At 62.0% G+C, this 16,453-nt stretch carries 13 protein-coding genes; 8 read left to right on the forward strand and 5 right to left on the reverse strand.

Annotated features, from left to right (window positions below; translation table 11 throughout):
- Window positions 1–53: 53 nt before the first annotated feature.
- The 3 genes from ngg to mnmC all read right to left on the reverse strand — a co-directional run bounded on the left by ngg (window position 54) and on the right by mnmC (window position 5,832).
- Entirely contained in the window at window positions 54–1,790 is a 1,737-nt protein-coding gene (gene ngg / locus CRX69_RS13165) for an N-acetylglutaminylglutamine synthetase (protein WP_107322137.1), read from the reverse strand.
- A gap of 3 nt (window positions 1,791–1,793) precedes the next feature.
- On the reverse strand, window positions 1,794–3,566 hold the full coding sequence (locus CRX69_RS13170; RefSeq protein WP_047226288.1) for an N-acetylglutaminylglutamine amidotransferase: 1,773 nt from the start codon (window positions 3,564–3,566) through the stop codon (window positions 1,794–1,796).
- A gap of 283 nt (window positions 3,567–3,849) precedes the next feature.
- Window positions 3,850–5,832: a bifunctional tRNA (5-methylaminomethyl-2-thiouridine)(34)-methyltransferase MnmC2/FAD-dependent 5-carboxymethylaminomethyl-2-thiouridine(34) oxidoreductase MnmC1 gene (gene mnmC / locus CRX69_RS13175; RefSeq protein WP_107322138.1), complete on the reverse strand. Its 1,983-nt coding sequence runs from the start codon at window positions 5,830–5,832 to the stop codon at window positions 3,850–3,852.
- A gap of 151 nt (window positions 5,833–5,983) precedes the next feature.
- Between mnmC and pap the strand changes: the two genes are divergently transcribed.
- Both pap and CRX69_RS13185 read left to right on the forward strand, forming a co-directional pair.
- Window positions 5,984–7,504, forward strand: a complete 1,521-nt coding sequence (pap, locus tag CRX69_RS13180; RefSeq protein WP_047226290.1) for a polyphosphate:AMP phosphotransferase — start codon at window positions 5,984–5,986, stop codon at window positions 7,502–7,504.
- Between the two features lie 106 nt (window positions 7,505–7,610).
- Entirely contained in the window at window positions 7,611–8,795 is a 1,185-nt protein-coding gene (locus CRX69_RS13185) for a thiolase family protein (RefSeq protein WP_107322139.1), read from the forward strand.
- A gap of 184 nt (window positions 8,796–8,979) precedes the next feature.
- Here the strand turns inward: CRX69_RS13185 and CRX69_RS13190 are convergent, their stop codons facing one another.
- Complete coding sequence (locus CRX69_RS13190; protein ID WP_047226415.1) at window positions 8,980–9,177, reverse strand: DUF6316 family protein; 198 nt, start codon at window positions 9,175–9,177, stop codon at window positions 8,980–8,982.
- A 187-nt stretch (window positions 9,178–9,364) separates the two neighbouring features.
- Here CRX69_RS13190 and CRX69_RS13195 point away from each other — a divergent pair, with 187 nt between their 5' ends.
- Window positions 9,365–10,327 (forward strand): DMT family transporter, encoded by a 963-nt coding sequence (locus CRX69_RS13195; protein ID WP_047226292.1) that lies wholly within the window; start codon window positions 9,365–9,367, stop codon window positions 10,325–10,327.
- A 165-nt stretch (window positions 10,328–10,492) separates the two neighbouring features.
- Here CRX69_RS13195 and CRX69_RS13205 read toward each other — a convergent pair whose 3' ends face one another.
- Complete coding sequence (locus CRX69_RS13205) at window positions 10,493–11,887, reverse strand: class II fumarate hydratase (protein ID WP_076385794.1); 1,395 nt, start codon at window positions 11,885–11,887, stop codon at window positions 10,493–10,495.
- A gap of 190 nt (window positions 11,888–12,077) precedes the next feature.
- Between CRX69_RS13205 and CRX69_RS13210 the strand changes: the two genes are divergently transcribed.
- The 5 genes from CRX69_RS13210 to CRX69_RS13230 all read left to right on the forward strand — a co-directional run bounded on the left by CRX69_RS13210 (window position 12,078) and on the right by CRX69_RS13230 (window position 16,449).
- Window positions 12,078–12,596, forward strand: a complete 519-nt coding sequence (locus CRX69_RS13210; RefSeq protein WP_047226294.1) for a DUF2059 domain-containing protein — start codon at window positions 12,078–12,080, stop codon at window positions 12,594–12,596.
- A gap of 12 nt (window positions 12,597–12,608) precedes the next feature.
- Window positions 12,609–12,908 carry a BolA family protein gene (locus CRX69_RS13215; protein ID WP_047226295.1) on the forward strand — a complete coding sequence of 100 codons (300 nt, stop codon included), beginning with the start codon at window positions 12,609–12,611 and terminating at the stop codon, window positions 12,906–12,908.
- A gap of 150 nt (window positions 12,909–13,058) precedes the next feature.
- Window positions 13,059–14,000: an oxygen-dependent tRNA uridine(34) hydroxylase TrhO gene (gene trhO, locus CRX69_RS13220; protein ID WP_092397619.1), complete on the forward strand. Its 942-nt coding sequence runs from the start codon at window positions 13,059–13,061 to the stop codon at window positions 13,998–14,000.
- A 36-nt stretch (window positions 14,001–14,036) separates the two neighbouring features.
- Window positions 14,037–14,639 carry a DsbA family protein gene (locus CRX69_RS13225; RefSeq protein WP_171061403.1) on the forward strand — a complete coding sequence of 201 codons (603 nt, stop codon included), beginning with the start codon at window positions 14,037–14,039 and terminating at the stop codon, window positions 14,637–14,639.
- Window positions 14,632–16,449, forward strand: a complete 1,818-nt coding sequence (locus tag CRX69_RS13230; RefSeq protein ID WP_107322140.1) for an ABC transporter ATP-binding protein — start codon at window positions 14,632–14,634, stop codon at window positions 16,447–16,449. The genes CRX69_RS13225 and CRX69_RS13230 overlap by 8 nt, the downstream gene beginning before the upstream one ends.
- Window positions 16,450–16,453: the final 4 nt, after the last annotated feature.

Below are 16,453 nucleotides of genomic sequence, written 5' to 3' on the forward strand. Positions count from 1 at the left end.
CACCGGGTGGGAGCGAGCCTGCTCGCGATGAGGCCCGCCCAGGCACTACACCTCTATTGGGCCACCGCCTGACTATGGGGAAACAATAAATCCACAAAGCGTTCGGCAGTGGGTTGCGGTTCGTGGTTGGCCAGGCCGGCGCGTTCGTTGGCTTCAATGAACACGTATTCGGGCTGATCGGCCGCCGGCACTAACAGGTCGAGGCCAACCATGGGAATATCCAAGGCCCGCGCGGCGCGTATCGCAGCTTCAGTCAGGGTCGGATGGAGGATGCTCGTGACATCTTCCAGCACGCCGCCCGTATGAAGGTTCGCCGTACGCCGTACGAACAGGTGTTTGCCGGCGGGCAGCACACTGTCGTAGTCATAGCCTGCCGCGCTCAATGTGCGTTGGGTCTCGGCGTCCATGGGAATCTTGCTTTCACCCCCCGTGGCCGCCTGTCGGCGGCGGCTTTGGGCTTCGATCAGCGCGCCGATGGTGTGCCGACCGTCGCCGATCACCTCCGCTGGCCGCCGGATCGCGGCCGCCACCACTTCAAAGCCAATCACCAGTACGCGCAGGTCCAGGCCCTCGTGGAAGCTCTCCAGCAGCACCCGGCTGTCAAACTGGCGGGCCGTTTCAATCGCGCTCTGCACCTCTTCAATCGTGCGTAGATCCACCGCGACACCCTGGCCCTGTTCACCGTCCAGTGGCTTGACCACTACCCGTTCATGCTCATCGAGAAAGGCCAGGTTGTCATCGGCGTTGCCAGCCAACTGTTGGGCCGGCAAGTCCAAGCCGGCGTTTTTCAGCACTTTGTGGGTCAGGCTTTTGTTCTGGCACAGGGTCATGCTGATAGCGCTGGTCAGGTCGCTGAGGGATTCACGGCACCTGATCCGGCGGCTGCCGTGGACCAGGGTAAACAATCCACCTTCGGCGTCGTCCACCTGGACTTCGATGCCCCGGCGGTGAGCCTCTTCGACAATGATGCGCGCATAAGGATTGAACTGCGCCTCGGGGCCCGGCCCCAGGAACAACGGCTGATTGATGCAGTTCTTGCGTTTGATGGCGAACGTCGAAAGATTGCGGAAGCCGAGCTTGGCGTAGAGACTTTTCGCCAGGCGATTGTCGTGCAGCACCGAAAGGTCCAGGTAACTCAGGCCCCGGCTCATGAAGTGCTCGATGAGGTGGCGCACCAGGACCTCCCCGACACCGGGCCGCGAGCACTGCGGATCCACGGCCAGGCACCAGAGGCTGCTGCCGTTTTCCGGGTCGTTGAAGGCTTTCTGGTGATTCAGGCCCATGACGCTGCCGATCACCGCGCCGGTGTCATCATCTTCGGCCAGCCAGTAGACCGGCCCGCCCTCATGGCGCGGCGTGAGTCGTTGCGGATCGATGGGCAACATGCCCCGGGCCTGATACAGCAGGTTGATCGCCTGCCAGTCGGCGTCGCTCTGGGCCCGGCGAATCCGGAAACCGCGAAATACCCGGGTGGCCTGGCGATAGTCGCTGAACCACAGGCGCAAGGTGTCGGATGGATCGAGAAACAGCTGCGCCGGTTCCAGCCCGAGTATTTGCTGGGGGGCGGCGACGTACAAGGCAATGTCGCGCTCACCCGATTGCTCATTGAGCAACTCTTGGGCCAGGCTTGCCGGGTCGGGGAAGGTGTGGCCGATCAGCAATCGGCCCCAGCCGCAGTGCACCGCGATCGGGTCGGCGCCCAGTTCGCTGCCGTCTTCGGCCAGTCGCGCCTGCAGGCGTTCATAGGAGGGCGCCTGGCCCCGCAGCAGGCGTTGATTGTGGGGTTTCATCGATCAGATTCCTTGCTCGCTGAGCCACAGGTTCAGCGCCGCCAGTTGCCACAGCCTTGAGCCGCGCAACGGGGTGAGCTGGCCGTTGGGGTCGGTCAGCAGTCGATCAAGCATCGCCGGGTTGAACAGGCCGCGATCCTGGCTCGGGTCCAGCAGCAGTTCGCGGACCCAGGCCAAGGTGTTGCCTTCCAGATGCTTGAGACCGGGTACAGGGAAATAGCCTTTTTTGCGGTCGATGACCTCGCCGGGGATCACCCGTCGAGCGGCTTCCTTCAGGACCTGTTTGCCGCCGTCGGGCAGTTTGAATTTCGCCGGGACCCGTGCCGAGAGTTCCACCAATCGGTAATCCAGGAATGGCGTGCGCGCTTCCAGGCCCCAGGCCATGGTCATGTTATCGACACGCTTGACCGGGTCGTCCACCAACATCACCGTGCTGTCCAGACGCAGGGCCTTGTCCACCGCTGCGTCGGCGCCCGGTTGGGCGAAGTGTTCCTTGACGAAATCACCGGCCGCGTCATTGGCCGTCAGCCATTTGGGCTGCACGGTAGCGGCATATTCTTCGTAGCTGCGATCAAAGAATGCGGCGCGATAGGCCGCGTATGGGTCACTGGCGCCGTCCACTTGTGGATACCAGTGGTAACCGGCGAACAGTTCATCGGCGCCCTGGCCGCTTTGCACCACTTTGCAATGCTTGGACACTTCCCGCGACAGCAGGTAGAAGGCGATGCAGTCGTGACTGACCATCGGCTCGCTCATGGCTCGAAACGCCGCCGGCAGTTGCTCGATGATTTCTTTTTCGTCGATGCGTAACTGGTGGTGATGAGTGCCGTAGTGCTTGGCGATCAGGTCCGAATACTGGAACTCGTCACCGCGCTCGCCACCGGCATCCTGGAAGCCGATGGAGAATGTGGAAAGGTTTTCCACACCGACCTCCCGCAGCAGGCCCACCAGCATGCTGGAGTCCACGCCGCCGGAAAGCAGCACGCCGACATCCACGGCGGCACGCTGACGAATGGCGACCGCTTCACGGGTGCTGTCGAGCACGCGGTCGATCCAGTCTTGCAGATTCAGGTGCTGTTCGTCGGCCCGTGGTCCGTAGGGCAGGGTCCACCAGGTTTTCTGCTCGGTGGTGCCGTCGGCTTCGACCCGCATCCAGGTGGCAGGCGGCAGCTTTTCAACGCCGGCCAGCAGGGTGCGAGGCGCCGGGACCACGGCATGAAAATTCAGGTAATGGTTCAGCGCCACCGGGTCGAGCATCGGACTGATGTCGCCGCCCTTGAGCAGCGCCGGCAACGCCGAGGCAAAGCGCAGGCGCTGGCCGGTGCGCGACAGGTACAGCGGTTTGACACCGAGGCGGTCGCGGGCGATGAACAGCCGCTTGGCGTCGCGTTCCCAGATGGCGAAGGCGAACATGCCGTTGAGCTTGGGCAACAGTGCTTCGCCCCAGGCGTGGTAGCCCTTGAGCAGCACTTCGGTGTCGCCACCGGAATAGAAGGCGTAGCCCAGGCCTTCCAGCTCGGCGCGCAATTCAGGGTAGTTGTAGATCGCGCCGTTGAAGGCCAGGGACAGGCCCAGTTGATTGTCGATCATCGGCTGGGCCGAACCGTCGGACAAGTCCATGATTTTCAGGCGCCGATGGCCCAGGGCAATGGGGCCTTGACTGTGGAAACCCCACGCGTCGGGGCCGCGAGGAGCCAGGTGATGGGTGATTCGCTCTACGGCCGCAAGGTCCGCAGGTTGTTGATCGAAACGTAACTCTCCAGCTAATCCGCACATAAGTCCTTACCGGTTTTTCCGTTGGGGAGGGTCAAACACCATACGCCAAAATGGCGGGTACTTTGAAACTGACCGGTGGGATCGGTGTGAGTTTTAGATCAATGCGTTATAAGCAGCTGAAGTAGGGGCGCTCGGGCGGCTGAAAAACCACGGCAAAACATCAACCTGTGGGAGCGAGCCTGCTCGCGATCGCGGTGTGCCAGTCACTTGGATGCCAGATGATCTGGCGCAATCGCGAGCAGGCTCGCTCCCACAGGTTTTTGTGGCATACCGGCAATCTGCATTAGGCCTTGCCCCGAACCAGCGCCCGCAACGCAAACCGGTTCGGATGACAGGCCTCGGCCACGCTTCGGGGCAGGGGCAAAGGTTCGTTGTCCAGCCAGGCGGCAATCAACTCGCCCGACAATGGCGCGGTGATCAGGCCCCGGGAGCCGTGGCCGCTGTTGATGTACAAGCCATCGAGCCAGGGGCATGGGCAGTCCGGCACCTGGCGGGCGTCCTTGCTCAGCGCCGAGTATGCCTCGGTGAAGGCCTGACTCTCGGCCAAGGGGCCGACAATCGGCAGATAGTCCGGACTGGTGCAACGGAACGCTGCGCGGCCCTGGAGGTGTGCCGGGTCCAGGGTGCTGGCGTCCAGGCGTTCCACCAGATCAGCGGAGATTTGCTCCAGCATCTGCAGGTTGCCAGCGTGCTCGGCGGCGGTAGGGGTCAGGTCGTCGTTCTTGAAATCGAAACTGGCCCCCAGGGTGTGCTCGCCCAACCGTGCCGGAGCCACGTAGCCTTCGGCGCAGACCACCGTGCGCAGTGCCTGGCTGTGGGCGGTTTGCGGCAGGCGGGTGATTTGCCCGCGAATGCGCTTGAGGGGCAAGTCGGCGGCCGCATCGAAGCGTTTGATCTCGGCGGCGCTGGCGAGGACCACTACCGGCGCGCTGGCCAGGCAACGTTCACCGTCCCAGGCCTGCCACTGACCGTCGATGCGGCGCAGCTCGAGGACTTCATGGTGGTTTTGCACCTCAATCTTGGGGGCGGATGCCTGCCAGCGGCACAGCGCGGGCGGATGCACCCAACCGCCTTGCGGGTAAAACAGACCGCCACAGGCCAGGCCGATACCGGACTGCGCCTCGGCCTGGGACTGATCCAGGACGTGCAGCAAATCTTCGGCAAAGGCCTCGGACAATTGCGCCTGGCGCTCGGCTTCCTTGGCGCTGAAGGCCAGTTGCAAGACACCGCAGCCGTCCCAGTCCACACCTCGCTGCAGATGTTCGAGCAGGCGCCGGGTGTAACCGAAACCGCTGAGGATCATCTGCGACAGCGCCGTACCATGGGCCGAAAGCTTGAGATACAACACGCCCTGCGGGTTGCCGGACGCTTCTTCGGCCAACCCGGCATGCCGTTCCAGCAGTGTCACCTGCCAGCCACGGGCCGCGAGGCTGGACGCGCTGGCGCAACCGGCCAGGCCGCCGCCGATCACCAGGGCTCGACGCTCGCCGCTGTGCGCCGTGGGGCGGGCGTACCAGGGTTTTACCGGGGGCGGTGCGGGTGTCAGTTGCGGCCAGCCGAGAAACACCCCGCGAAGGATTTCCCATTTATGGCCGATGCCCGGCGTACGCTTCATCTTGAAGCCGGCCGCGTTCAACAACCGTCGCACCCAGCCGGTGCTGGTAAAGGTGCTGAGGGTCGCGCCGGGGGCAGCCAAGCGCGCCAGTTCGGCAAACAGCTCGGCGGTCCACATCTCGGGATTTTTCGCCGGCGCGAAACCGTCCAGGAACCAGGCGTCGATTTGCGCATCCAGCTGTGGCAATTGTTCCAGGGCGTCGCCGATCAACAAGGTCAGGGTCACCCGGCCGTCTCCCAGCGTCAGGCGCTGGAAGCCCTGATGGATGGCGACGTACTGCGCAAGCAATTGATCCGCCTGAAGCTTGAGTTGCGGCCACAAATCCAGTGCCCGGCGCAGGTCGGGGGGGCTCAAGGGGAATTTCTCGACACTGACAAAATGCAGCCGCGCCCCGGCCGGTGCGCACTGCTCGAACAACTGCCAGGCGCAGAGAAAATTCAGCCCGGTGCCAAACCCGGTCTCGCCGATCACCAGCCGCCCGTCGTCCGGCAGCGCGGCAAAACGCTCGGTCAGGTTGTTCTGTTCAAGGAACACATAGCGGGTTTCTTCCAGGCCCGACTGATCGGAAAAATACACATCGTCGAACACCCGCGAGCGCGGGCGACCCTGATCATCCCAGTCGAGTTGGGCGTGGTGCTGTACGGGTGTCATGGCAGGCTCGGTCAAAACTGGGAGGCCATTCTAGCCGATCGGTATGGGCTTGCTTGACCCATCGCAATACAGCGTTCGTCTGGATGGAATCTGCTGCACCGGCCCGCGTCCAATCCGCTAGTCTTGCCCCATTCCCTGGAAGGAGCTGTCCATGTTCGAATCCGCTGAAATCGGTCACGCCGTCGATAAAGACACCTATGACGCCGAAGTGCCGGCACTGCGTGAAGCGTTGCTCGAAGCCCAGTACGAGCTACACCAGCAGAGCCGTTTTCCGGTCATCGTGCTGATCAACGGCATCGAAGGCGCCGGCAAGGGCGAAACGGTGAAATTGCTCAATGAGTGGATGGACCCGCGGCTGATCGAAGTGCGTACCTTCGATCAGCAGACCGACGAGGAGCTGGCGCGGCCACCGGCCTGGCGTTATTGGCGGATGCTGCCGGCCAAGGGACGCATGGGGATTTTCTTTGGCAACTGGTACAGCCAGATGCTGCAGGGGCGCGTTCATGGCCAGATCAAGGACCCACGGCTCGATCAGGCCATCAATGGCGCTGAACGGTTGGAGAAAATGCTCTGCGATGAAGGCGCGCTGATCTTCAAGTTCTGGTTCCACCTGTCCAAGAAACAGATGAAAGCCCGGCTCAAGGGGCTCAAGGACGACCCGCTGCACAGCTGGCGCATCAGCCCGCTGGACTGGCAGCAGTCCCAGACCTACGACAAGTTCGTCAAATACGGTGAGCGGGTCCTGCGCCGCACCAGTCGAGACTACGCCCCGTGGCATGTGATCGAAGGCATGGACAGTTATTATCGAAGCCTTACGGTCGGACGGATCCTGCTTGACGGGATGCGCCAGGCCTTGCACCGCTCGAGGATCAAAGCGGAAAAGGTCAATGTGGCGCCACTGCCGCCGCTGGACGACCAGGTCACGCTGCTGGACAGCCTGGACATGACCCTGCGTCTGGACAAGGCCGATTACGAAGAACAACTGATCGCCGAGCAGGCGCGTTTTTCCGGCCTGTTGCGCGATAAACGCATGCGCCGCCATGCCCTGGTGGCGGTGTTCGAGGGCAATGATGCGGCGGGCAAGGGTGGGGCGATCCGGCGGGTCGCGGCAGCGCTCGACCCGCGCCAGTACAGCATCGTACCGATTGCCGCACCCACCGAGGAAGAGCGCGCCCATCCCTACATGTGGCGGTTCTGGCGGCATATCCCGGCGCGGGGCAAGTTCACCGTGTTCGATCGCTCCTGGTACGGCCGGGTGCTGGTGGAGCGGGTCGAAGGTTTTTGCAGCAAGGCCGACTGGCTGCGGGCCTACGGCGAGATCAACGATTTCGAGGAGCAGATTGCCGACGCCGGAGTCGTGGTCGTCAAGTTCTGGCTGGCCATCGACAAGGAGACTCAACTGGAGCGCTTCCAGGAACGCGAGGAAATTCCTTTCAAGCGCTTCAAGATCACCGAGGACGACTGGCGCAACCGTGACAAATGGGATGCCTACCGGGCGGCGGTGTGCGACATGGTTGACCGCACCAGCACCGAGATTTCTCCCTGGACCCTGGTGGAGGCCAACGACAAGCGCTGGGCGCGGGTCAAGGTGTTGCGCACGCTTAATGAAGCGCTGGAGGAGGCCTTCGAGCGCTCAGCAAAGCAGGCTCGCAAGGCGAGCAAGGGCAAATAGTGGCCGATGGGAACGCATACGCGGGGTGAATGATCGTCGCGGTCGGTTATGCAGTGGATCTATGCTCAATTGACTCCTAACCGACAATAACAATTGAGGTACAGCCATGCGTGAAGTGGTGATCGTCGACAGCGTGCGGACCGGCCTGGCCAAGTCTTTTCGCGGCAAGTTCAACATGACCCGTCCGGACGACATGGCGGCCCATTGTGTCGATGCATTGTTGGCACGCAACGGGATCGATCCGGCCAGCGTCGAGGACTGTATCGTCGGCGCCGGTTCGAACGAGGGCGCCCAGGGCTATAACATCGGCCGTAACGTGGCGGTGCTTTCGCAACTGGGCATCGGCACCGCCGGCATGACCCTCAACCGCTTCTGCTCCTCGGGCCTGCAAGCCATCGCCATCGCCGCCAACCAGATCGCCTCCGGTTGCAGCGAGATCATTGTTGCCGGTGGCGTGGAATCCATCAGCCTGACAATGAAAAGCGTCAATACCGATCACCTGATCAACCCGCTGCTCAAGGAGCAAGTGCCGGGGATTTATTTCCCCATGGGCCAGACCGCCGAGATCGTCGCCCGCCGTTATCAGGTCAGCCGTGAAGAACAGGACCGCTACGCCTTACAGAGCCAGCAGCGCACTGCCCAGGCCCAGGCGGCCGGGCTGTTCGACGACGAGATCGTGCCGATGGCGGTCAAGTACAAGGTCGAGGACAAGAACACCGGTGCGGTGCAGATTCTCGACGGCGTGGTTGATCGCGACGATTGCAACCGCCCCGACACCACCTATGAAAGTCTGGCGGGCTTGAAGCCGGTGTTCGCCGAAGACGGCTCAGTGACAGCAGGCAACTCGTCACAGTTGTCCGACGGGGCTTCGATGACCCTGGTGATGAGTCTGGAAAAAGCCCTGGCCCTGGGGCTCACGCCCAAGGCGTTTTTCCGTGGCTTTACCGTGGCCGGTTGCGCGCCGGACGAAATGGGCATCGGTCCGGTGTTTTCGGTGCCCAAACTGCTCAAGTCCAAGGACTTGCATATCGATGATATCGACTTGTGGGAACTCAACGAAGCCTTCGCATCCCAGTGTCTCTACAGTCGTAACCGGCTGGAAATCGATAACGAGAAGTACAACGTCAACGGCGGTTCGATTTCCATTGGCCACCCGTTCGGCATGACCGGTTCGCGCCAGGTCGGCCATCTGGTGCGCGAACTGCAACGGCGCAGCCTGCGCTACGGCATCGTGACCATGTGCGTGGGCGGCGGGATGGGGGCGACGGGGTTGTTTGAGGCGGTGAGATAACCGGGCGCTGACAGTTAGCGAGATGATTACTTGTGGCGAGGGGATTTATCCCCGCTGGGTTGCGCAGCAACCCTAAAATCTACAACCGAGGTATATCAGGCTGACAGAGTGGTTTGCTTTGGGGCTGCTTTGCAGCCCAGCGGGGATAAATCCCCTCGCCACAAGGGGGGCTGCGTCAGCTGCGCTAGCTGGCAACCTGGGTCAGTTGCTGCATCCGCGCGATATACGCTTTTATCTCCCGTTCTGCCGCCTCGCGGCTGGCGAACGGGCCTTCCTGCGTGCCTTCTCGGGTATTGAAATAAAACTCGCCGTTTACCCGGCAGATCCGGTCGCTGCGAAAAATCGTCGTAGGGGCGGGATCCTGGGCGCGTTTGCCAAACATGGCGGTCTCCAAAGGCAGCGGGGCAATGTCATTTGAGCTTATGCGCAGTCCTTGATTTGCGCCTGGCCAGGCGATCGACGGCAACGACCCGTACAGTCCCATGGACGTCCACGGCCTAACTGTCCCTGTGTCCTGGAGCGATCCGCGCCTAGAATGGGAGCTCTTTGTCTTGAGCTGCGAGGGTTGCATGCACATATCGTCCGGTCGCTGGGTCTACGGCCTGTTCCTTGCCCTGCTGACCGCCCTGCTGTGGGGCATCCTGCCGATCAAGCTCAAGCAAGTGCTGCAGGTGATGGATCCGGTCACCGTGACCTGGTTTCGCTTGCTGGTGTCCGGTGGCTTGCTGTTCATCTACCTGACGGCCACTGGCCGTTTGCCCAGTCGCAAGGTGTTGGGCCCCCGGGGCGGCTGGCTGGTGGCGATGGCGGTGTTGGGGCTGGTCGGCAACTACGTGCTGTACCTGATGGGCCTCAATCGCTTGAGCCCCGGCACCGCGCAACTGGTGGTGCAGATGGGGCCGATCATGTTGCTGGTGGCCAGCCTGTTTGTGTTCAAGGAGCGTTTCAGCGTGGGACAGGGCATCGGCCTGCTGGTGTTGTTGATCGGCTTCACGCTGTTTTTCAACCAGCGCCTTGGCGAGCTGCTGACGTCCCTGAGCGACTACACTGCCGGGGTCTTGATGGTGTTGCTGGCGTCGACGGTCTGGACCTTCTATGCCCTGGGCCAGAAGCAACTGCTGACGGTGTGGAATTCGTTGCAGGTGATGATGGTGATCTACCTGTTCTGCGCACTGCTGCTCACGCCCTGGGTGCATCCGCTGGAGGCGCTGCAACTGAGTCCGCTGCAAGGCTGGCTACTGCTTGCTTGCTGCCTCAATACCCTGATTGCCTACGGCGCCTTTGCCGAGGCCCTGGCTCACTGGGAGGCGTCGCGGGTCAGCGCGACCCTGGCGATCACGCCGTTGGTGACCTTCGCTGCGGTGGCGTTGGCAGCCTGGTGGTGGCCTGACTACGTGCATGCCGAGCAGATCAATCTGTTGGGGTATGGCGGGGCGGTGCTGGTGGTGTTGGGATCGGCATTGGTTGCCCTGGGGCCGTCGCTGATTGCCGGGCTCAGGGCCCGGCGTGAGCGACTGGCTGTCGGGCGATAGACCGCGACTGCAAGAAGAACCGCTTTTTTGTGGGAGCGAGCCTGCTCGCGATAGCGGTCTGGTCGTCGATAATGATGTCGAGCCGACCGGCCTCATCGCGAGCAGGCTCGCTCCCACAGGTGGGTTGTGTTGAGCGCACGCTTTGCGTCCAACCAAGCACACATCTCAGCCCTGGCTTCCGGCCTCCAGCATATTCTCCGGCCGCACCCAGGCATCGAACTCTTCGTCGGTCAGATACCCCAACTGCAAGGCCGCTTCGCGCAGGGTCAGCCCTTCGCCGTAGGCTTTCTTGGCGATTTCGGCGGATTTGTCATAGCCGATGTGTGTGTTCAGGGCGGTGACCAGCATCAAGCCACGTTCCAGATGCGCCGCCATCTGCTCGGCATCCGGTTCGAGCCCGGCGATGCAGTGCTGCTGGAAATTGCTGCAGCCATCGGCCAGCAGACGGATCGACTGCAACAGGTTGTGAATGATCACCGGCTTGAACACGTTCAATTGCAAATGACCCTGGCTGGCGGCGAAACCGATGGTCACGTCGTTGCCCATGACCTGGCAGGCCAGCATCGACAAGGCCTCACACTGGGTGGGGTTGACCTTGCCGGGCATGATGGAGCTGCCCGGTTCATTGGCTGGCAACTTCACTTCGGCGAACCCGGCCCGTGGCCCGGAACCCAGCAGGCGCAGGTCATTGGCAATCTTCATCAGGGTCACGGCCAGGGTTTTCAGCGCGCCGGACAACGTGGTCAGGGGCTCATGGCCGGCCAACGCCGCGAACTTGTTTGGCGCGGTGACGAAGGGCAGGCCGGACAGCGCCGCCAGTTCAGCGGCGATCGCCTCGCCGAAGCCGTGGGGCGAGTTGAGCCCGGTGCCCACTGCCGTGCCGCCCTGGGCAAGTTCGCAAACCGCCGGCAGTGCCGCACGGATCGCCCGTTCGGCGTAATCGAGTTGAGCGATGAAGGCTGACAACTCTTGGCCGAAGGTGATCGGCGTGGCATCCATCATGTGGGTGCGGCCGGTCTTGACCAGTTTCATGTGGCGCGCCGCCAATTCCGCCAGTGCGCCGGACAACTCGGCGATCGCCGGCAGCAATTGCTGATGGACCGCCTGGATGGCGGCGATGTGCATGGCGGTGGGGAAGCAGTCGTTGGAGCTCTGGGAGCGGTTGACGTGATCGTTCGGGTGCACCGGGCTCTTGCCGCCGCGGGGATTGCCCGCCAGCTCGTTGGCGCGCCCGGCGATCACTTCGTTGACGTTCATGTTGCTTTGGGTTCCGCTGCCGGTCTGCCAGACCACCAGGGGGAATTGGTCGTCATGCTGGCCGGCCAGGACTTCGTCGGCGGCCTGTTCGATCAGGCGCGCGATGTCGGCAGGCAAGTCGCCATTGCGGTCATTGACCCGCGCGGCGGCTTTCTTGATCAGCGCCAGGGCGTGCAGCACCGACAGCGGCATGCGTTCGTTGCCAATGGCAAAGTTGATCAGGGAGCGCTGCGTCTGGGCGCCCCAGTAGGCTTCATCCGGGACTTCAACCTGGCCAAGGCTGTCGGTTTCGATACGGCTCATCGGGTCAAACTCCTGTAGGTCTGAATGCACAGTTTAGGCCCTGAAGGGCGACACGGGTTCCCTCAATCATTTTTCGATCGTTTCGGCCCGTCAATCGGACGCGCAGAGCAATGGGGTTGAGGGCCGGCGTTTATTAGGCGCAGAATGATCGCCCTTGGGGTTTTACCTCGCCTGTAGAAAAGGAAACTCGATGACCCGTCTTCGTGCCATCTGTACCGCAGTTGCTCTGGTGTGTGCCAGCAGTCCTGTTTTTGCCGATACCGCCAGCCACAACGCCAGTGCCGAAGAGTTCCTGACCCTGGCGCACGCCGACAAACTGGGTACCCCGGTGTACATGCAAGTGCAGCAGATGTTTGCCCAGCGCTTTGAACAGACCAAGGCTCCCGAGTCGAAAAAAGCCACCCTCGAAACCTACCAGGCCAAGGCCAACGCCGCGCTGGATCAGGCCATCGGCTGGAAGAAGCTCAAGCCGGACATGGTCAAGCTTTACACCTCCAACTTCAGCGAGCCGGAACTCAAGGAACTGGTGTCCTTCTACCGTTCGCCCCTGGGTAAGAAAGTCCTGGAAAAAATGCCCCAGCTGACCCAGCAATCGGCCCAGTTGACCCAGGCCAAGCTGGAAAGCGCGGTGCCGGTGGTCAACAAGCTGCTGGCGGACATGACCGCCGAGCTTGAGCCCAAAGCCGCCCCTGCCAAGAAAAAGCCGTAAGCGGAGCCCGGTATGAGCATGCAACAACGCATCGAATCGACGCTCGGGCTGTTGCAGCCCGAACACCTGCAAGTGCTGGATGAAAGCCACATGCACAGCCGTGGGTTACAGACCCACTTCAAGGCCGTGGTGGTCAGCCACCAGTTCGAGGGGCTCAATCGCGTCAAGCGTCATCAGAAGGTCTACGGCACGCTGGGCGAGCTGATGGGTGAGTTCCATGCGTTGGCGCTGCACACCTATACCCCCGAGGAATGGGCGCAGATCGATACAGCTCCGGCTTCGCCGACTTGTGCCGGTGGCAGCAAGCACTGATCTGCAGAGAATGACTGCTGTTGTAGCTGTTGTCGCTGCACTCCTGCAACCCCTCTGTTTTTTGTTAGAATCCGCAACGCGCCTCACGGGGCGCGTTTTTTTTCGCATCCGGTTCACCCTTTGCGAGGGTAGCCACCTGGAGAAATACCCATGACACCATCCATTGTCGTGGCGGCACTGTATAAGTTCGTCACCCTTGAAGATTACGTCGAGCTGCGTGAGCCATTGCTCAAGGCCATGCTCGACAACGGCATCAAAGGCACGCTGCTGATCGCCGAAGAAGGCATCAACGGCACCGTTTCCGGCACTCGCGAAGGCATCGACGGATTGCTGGCCTGGCTCAAGAACGACCCGCGCATGATCGACATCGACCACAAGGAGTCGTACTGCGATGAGCAGCCGTTCTATCGCACCAAGGTCAAGCTCAAGAAGGAAATCGTCACCCTCGGCGTCGAAGGCGTGGATCCCAACAAACAGGTTGGCACTTATGTCGAACCGCAGGACTGGAACGCACTGATCAGCGATCCGGAAGTCTTGCTGATCGACACGCGCAACGACTACGAAGTGTCCATCGGCACCTTTGAAGGCGCGATCGACCCCAAGACCACCAGCTTTCGCGAGTTCCCCGAGTACATCAAAGCCAACTTCGACCCGGCCAGGCACAAGAAAGTCGCGATGTTCTGCACCGGTGGCATTCGCTGCGAAAAAGCTTCCAGCTACATGCTCGGCCAGGGTTTCGACGAGGTCTATCACCTCAAGGGCGGCATCCTGAAGTACCTTGAAGAGGTGCCTCAGGAAGAAACCAAATGGCGCGGCGACTGCTTCGTGTTCGATAACCGCGTGACCGTTCGCCATGACCTTAGCGAAGGCGACTACGATCAGTGTCATGCCTGTCGTACACCGGTGAGCGTAGAGGACCGTGCTTCGGAGCACTACGTGCCAGGCATCAGTTGCCCGCATTGCTGGGACAAGCTGAGCGAGAAGACCCGGCGCAGCGCCATCGACCGGCAAAAGCAGATCGAACTGGCCAAGGCCCGCAACATGCCGCATCCGATCGGCTACAACTATAAGCAATCACCTTCCGAGGCTTGAACCATGGCGCCACGCCTGCTCTATGTGATGGACCCGATGTGTTCCTGGTGCTGGGGTTTTGCGCCGGTTGCCGAGGCACTGGTCGAGCAGGCGCAGGCCGCCGGGGTAGAACTGCACCTGGTGGTGGGCGGTTTGCGCACCGGCAGCGGTTCGGCCCTGGAGCCGACCACCCGACGCTACATCCTCGAGCATTGGCAGGCCGTCACCCAGGCCACCGGCCAGACGTTCAAGCTTGAAGGGGCGCTGCCGGACGGTTTTGTCTATGACACCGAACCGGCCTGCCGGGCACTGGTGACGGCCCGTGGCCTGGCGCCGGACCTGGCCTGGAAACTGTTGAAGCTGATCCAGCAGGCGTTTTATGTCGAGGGTCGTGATGTGACCCACGCCAGCGTCCTGGTGGAACTGGCCGAACAGGCTGGACTGCCACGCATCGAGTTCGCCGCAGCCTTTGACCGCGCCGAGCAACATGCGGCCACTGCCGCGGATTTCACCTGGGTGCAGGATCTTGGCATCGCGGGTTTTCCTACGCTGCTGGCCGAGCGTGACGGTCAATTGGCCTTGCTTACCAACGGCTACCAGCCCCTGAGCCAGTTGTCTCCGCTGTTGGGCCGCTGGCTGGAGCGCGCGGCCTGTGCCTGACCGGGCGGATGACGTATCCCCTGGGCAGCGCGTCGACCGCTTGAGCTGGGCAGAAATCCGCCGTCTGGCCCTTAAACACAAGAAAGCCCTGTGGATCGCCAACGGCGTGGCCGTGCTGGCGACGCTGTGCAGCGTACCGATCCCGCTGCTGCTGCCGCTTTTAGTGGACGAAGTGCTGCTGGGCCAGGGCGACGCGGCATTGAAGGTCATGAACCATGCGTTGCCCAGCGGCTGGCAAAGCGCGGCCGGTTATATTGGCCTGATGCTGGTGGTGACCCTGGTCCTGCGATGCGGCGCTTTGCTGTTCAACGTGCTGCAGGCGCGATTGTTCGCCAGGCTGGCCAAGGACATCGTCTATCGCATTCGCGTCCGATTGATCGAACGGCTCAAACGTATTTCCCTGGGCGAGTACGAAAGCCTGGGCAGCGGTACCGTGACCACACACCTGGTCACCGACCTGGACACGCTTGATAAATTCGTCGGCGAAACCCTCAGTCGTTTCCTGGTGGCGATGCTGACACTGGTGGGCACTGCCGGCATTCTGGTGTGGATGCACTGGCAACTGGCGCTGCTGATCCTGTTGTTCAACCCGTTGGTGATCTACGCCACGGTCCAGTTGGGCAAACGGGTCAAGCACCTCAAGAAGCTGGAGAATGACAGCACCTCGCGCTTCACCCAGGCCCTGACCGAAACCCTGGATGCCATCCAGGAGGTGCGTGCCGGTAACCGCCAGGGTTATTTCCTGGGTCGATTGGGGACACGGGCCAGGGAGGTCCGTGATTACGCAGTGAGTTCACAGTGGAAAACCGATGCCTCGAACCGCGCCAGCGGTTTGCTGTTTCAGTTTGGTATCGATATTTTCCGCGCAGCGGCGATGCTCACCGTACTGTTCTCCGACCTCTCCATCGGCCAGATGCTGGCGGTGTTCAGCTACCTGTGGTTCATGATCGGACCGGTGGAGCAACTGCTCAATCTGCAGTACGCGTTTTATGCCGCCGGGGGCGCATTGTCGCGGATCAACGAGTTGTTGGCCCGTGCCGACGAACCGCAATACACCGGCAGTGTTAACCCGTTCCAGGGGCGTGCCACCGTGGGTATCGAAGTTCAGGGGCTGAGTTTCGGCTACGGCGACGAACTGGTGCTGAACCAGATGAACCTGTCGATTGCCCCCGGTGAGAAAGTCGCGATTGTCGGGGCCAGCGGGGGTGGCAAAAGTACCTTGGTCCAGTTGCTGTTGGGGCTGTACACGCCGCTGGCCGGGACTATCCGTTTCGGCGGTTCGACTCAGCAGGAAATCGGCCTGGAAACCGTGCGCGACAATGTTGCCGTGGTCCTGCAGCATCCCGCGCTGTTCAACGACACGGTACGGGCCAACCTGACCATGGGCCGCGAGCGCACGGACGAGGCCTGCTGGCAGGCACTGGAAATCGCCCAACTGCACCAGACGATCATAAGTTTGCCCAACGGTCTGGACAGCATCGTCGGCCGTTCCGGCGTGCGTCTGTCCGGCGGCCAGCGCCAGCGCCTGGCCATTGCCCGGATGGTGCTGGCCGAGCCCAAGGTGGTGATCCTCGACGAGGCGACGTCGGCGCTGGACGCCGCCACCGAGTACAACCTGCACCAGGCGCTGGCGCGGTTCTTGAGCAACCGTACCACCTTGATCATCGCGCACCGGTTGTCGGCCGTGAAGCAGGCCGACCGGGTGCTGGTGTTCGACGGCGGACAAATCGCCGAGGATGGCGACCATCAGCAACTGATTGCGGACGGTGGTTTATACGCCAAGCTCTACGGGCATCTGCAGCAGCATTGATCGC

The organism is Pseudomonas rhizophila (assembly GCF_003033885.1).
Lineage (GTDB): Bacteria > Pseudomonadota > Gammaproteobacteria > Pseudomonadales > Pseudomonadaceae > Aquipseudomonas > Aquipseudomonas rhizophila.